Origin of the sequence: Bradyrhizobium sp. (assembly GCF_004799405.1) — a bacterium.
Lineage (GTDB): Bacteria > Pseudomonadota > Alphaproteobacteria > Rhizobiales > Xanthobacteraceae > Bradyrhizobium.
The window spans coordinates 1-3245 of the sequence record NZ_SSMW01000111.1; the positions used below are offsets into that span (position 1 = coordinate 1).

Below are 3245 nucleotides of genomic sequence, written 5' to 3' on the forward strand. Positions count from 1 at the left end.
CGCAGGGCGAAATCACCGCCGTCGGCCCGGGTGGCCGCGACGAAGCCGGCAAGCTGATCCCGATCGACCTCAAGGTCGGCGACCGCGTGCTGTTCGGCAAATGGTCGGGCAACGAGGTCAAGCTCGATGGTCAGGAACTGCTGATCATGAAGGAGAGCGACATCATGGGCGTTCTCACCGATCTGCCCGCCGCCAAGAAGAAGGCCGCGTAGGCGCCAGCCAGTTTCCTTATCCTGAGGAGCCGGCGAAGCCGGCATCTCGAAGGATGGGGACCGCAACCCAAATGTCATCCCTCAAGGACCCGCCAGACGGGTGGTCTTTTGGGATCTGACCACTTGAAAACGGAGATCATTATGTCAGCCAAGGAAGTCAAATTCGGCGTTGATGCGCGGGACAAGATGCTGCGCGGCGTCGATATTCTCAACAATGCGGTGAAGGTCACGCTCGGCCCCAAGGGTCGCAACGTCGTGCTCGACAAGTCGTTCGGCGCACCCCGCATCACCAAGGACGGCGTCACCGTCGCCAAGGAAATCGAGCTTGACGACAAGTTCGAGAACATGGGCGCCCAGATGGTGCGCGAAGTGGCATCTAAAGCAGCCGATGCGGCCGGCGACGGCACCACCACCGCGACCGTATTGGCCGCGGCGATCATTAGGGAAGGTGCTAAGTCGGTTGCCGCCGGCATGAACCCGATGGATCTCAAGCGCGGCATCGACCTGGCGGTGGAAGCCGTGGTTGCCGACCTCGTCAAGAACTCCAAGAAGGTTACCTCGAACGAGGAAATCGCCCAGGTCGGCACCATTTCCTCCAATGGCGACGCCGAAATCGGCAAGTTCCTCGCCGACGCCATGAAGAAGGTCGGCAACGAGGGCGTCATCACGGTTGAAGAAGCCAAATCGCTCGAGACCGAACTTGAGGTCGTCGAGGGCATGCAGTTCGACCGCGGCTACATCTCGCCCTACTTCGTCACCAACGCCGACAAGATGCGCGTTGAAATGGAAGATGCCTACGTCCTCATCAATGAAAAGAAGCTATCTCAGTTGAATGAACTGCTTCCGCTGCTGGAAGCCGTGGTGCAGAGCGGCAAGCCGCTTGTGATAATCGCGGAAGACGTCGAAGGCGAAGCTCTCGCGACGCTGGTCGTCAACCGTCTGCGCGGTGGTCTGAAGGTCGCAGCCGTCAAGGCTCCGGGCTTCGGCGATCGCCGCAAGGCGATGCTGCAGGACATCGCGGTTCTGACCGGCGGTCAGGCGATTTCGGAAGATCTCGGCATCAAGATGGAGAACGTCACCCTCGCCATGCTCGGTCGCGCCAAGAAGGTGATGATCGACAAGGAGAACACCACCATCGTCAGCGGTGCCGGCAAGAAGGCCGACATCGAGGCGCGCGTCAATCAGATCAAGGCGCAGATCGAGGAAACCACCGCGGACTACGACCGTGAGAAGCTGCAGGAGCGTCTGGCCAAGCTCGCAGGCGGCGTCGCGGTGATCCGCGTCGGCGGCGCGACTGAAACCGAGGTGAAGGAACGCAAGGATCGCGTGGATGACGCGATGCATGCGACCCGTGCGGCGGTTGAAGAAGGCATCGTTCCGGGCGGCGGCGTCGCCCTGCTGCGCGCCTCCGAGCAACTCAAGCGCATCAAGACCGCCAACGACGACCAGAAGACCGGCGTCGAGATCGTCCGCAAGGCGCTTTCCTGGCCCGCTCGCCAGATCGTGATCAACGCAGGCGAAGATGGCTCGGTCATCGTCGGCAAGATCCTCGAGAGGGACCAGTATGCCTACGGCTTCGACTCGCAGACCGGAGAATACGTCAATCTGATCTCCAAAGGCATCATCGACCCGACCAAGGTTGTTCGTGTAGCAATCCAGAACGCGGCCTCGGTGGCAGCGTTGCTGATCACCACCGAAGCCATGGTGGCCGAAGTGCCAAAGAAGAACGCCGGCGGCGGCATGCCTCAGGGCGGCGGTGGCATGGGCGGCATGGATTTCTAGGTCCGGCCGGTTCAAAACTCGTTCAATTAAGAAAGGCCCGGCATCGCTGCCGGGCCTTTCGCTTTAGGATTCGATTAAAGTCGTAGGCCCGAAATTCAGCTCGTGTGAGCATCATATCAGGGCCTTCCGCAAGCTATTGATTCTTGGGTGGTGTGCCTGGAAGCACGGCTGCCACACCTTCCGGATTGATGTTGAAGGCCAGGAATGTCAACAGCTCACTGCCAGGGTTCCCCCATTGATGCACGAGGGCGTACGGTTCATAGATCAAGGAACCCGGGGCTCTTTCCGCCGTCGTGCCGTCGACCGTGTTGGCACCGGTGCCGGAGATTACATAGTACAGAGCCGCTCCTGACCGATGGTGTGGCGGATTGGAAGGCATCTGCGCCGGAAACGTGACTCGTGTCAGATTGAGATCATAACCGCCTGGCTTCAGGTCAGGGATAGGTGCAGCTGTGCGATATAATTCGCTCACGGCGGCAGGTGCCGACTCGGCAGGCCGATCCAGGTCCGCAGCGGGGGCAACGAAGAAGTGGAGGAAGCTCGATGGCCCTCCACTGCCCGCCTTCAGCACAGACGTCTTCCCGGACGCGATGAACAGCCCCTCTCCTGCGCTGAGCATTTTGATCTCGCCATCCAGCGAGACCTCGGTCGATCCTGAAATCTGGTAGACGATGCCGTTGGCCGCAGAGACGCTGCTCTTCTCGCCCGACGGGAGCGTGACGCTGACGGCTTTGAAATAGAGTGGCACGTCCGTCACGGTCGACAGTTTGGTTGCAGCGATCACTGTTCGGGTAATTGCCGGCGGAGCTGGCGTGGTTTGTGCAGCCACGGAGGCGCCAAGTGCCATCGCGCCGAGTGAAAGTGACAGTATTCCAGTCGTCCTGAACCGCATGATGGTCTCCCAGTTCAACAGATGGTCAGAACACCATACGCGCTTCCCCCGTCTGTTGTAATGGCAGATGGCTTCGAACTTTGAAGGGACTACATAATCTTCGATGAACTCGCGGGCGACTTCGCTAACGGCCTAGCGGCGGCATCGGTCGCCCCCATTCGATCACCGCATTAATTGTCGGAAACGGAGCCGCTTTTGACCTTGGTCAAATCGCAGGTTCTTTGTCTCGCTAATCATCCAAGATGGCCAAGTTGATGTATCGATGCCCCAGAACCGGTGTGAGCGTAGATATTTGGTTTGCAGACGAGGTCACGCCCGTCAATGCGGATACCTATGAGCACGTAATGTGCCCATCATGT

3 protein-coding genes are annotated in these 3245 nt (G+C 59.6%); 2 read left to right on the plus strand and 1 reads right to left on the minus strand.

Features of this window, described 5'->3' with window-relative positions; all coding sequences use genetic code 11:
- Both E7813_RS17215 and groL read left to right on the plus strand, forming a co-directional pair.
- Window positions 1-212 (plus strand): co-chaperone GroES (locus E7813_RS17215; protein WP_291575842.1); only part of this gene is annotated, 212 nt, incomplete at its 5' end.
- 141 nt (window positions 213-353) lie between these two features.
- A complete protein-coding gene (gene groL, locus E7813_RS17220; protein ID WP_291575844.1) occupies window positions 354-1994 on the plus strand; it encodes a chaperonin GroEL in 1641 nt (546 codons plus the stop codon).
- Between the two features lie 133 nt (window positions 1995-2127).
- Here groL and E7813_RS17225 read toward each other — a convergent pair whose 3' ends face one another.
- Window positions 2128-2886 (minus strand): cupin domain-containing protein, encoded by a 759-nt coding sequence (locus tag E7813_RS17225; protein ID WP_291575845.1) that lies wholly within the window; start codon window positions 2884-2886, stop codon window positions 2128-2130.
- Window positions 2887-3245: the final 359 nt, after the last annotated feature.

Bases quoted from the DNA above. Each gene is read 5' to 3' on its own strand.
- E7813_RS17225 (WP_291575845.1), bottom strand. From the start codon at position 2,886: ATGCGGTTCAGGACGACTGGAATACTGTCACTTTCACTCGGCGCGATG.
- groL (WP_291575844.1), top strand. From the start codon at position 354: ATGTCAGCCAAGGAAGTCAAATTCGGCGTTGATGCGCGGGACAAGATG.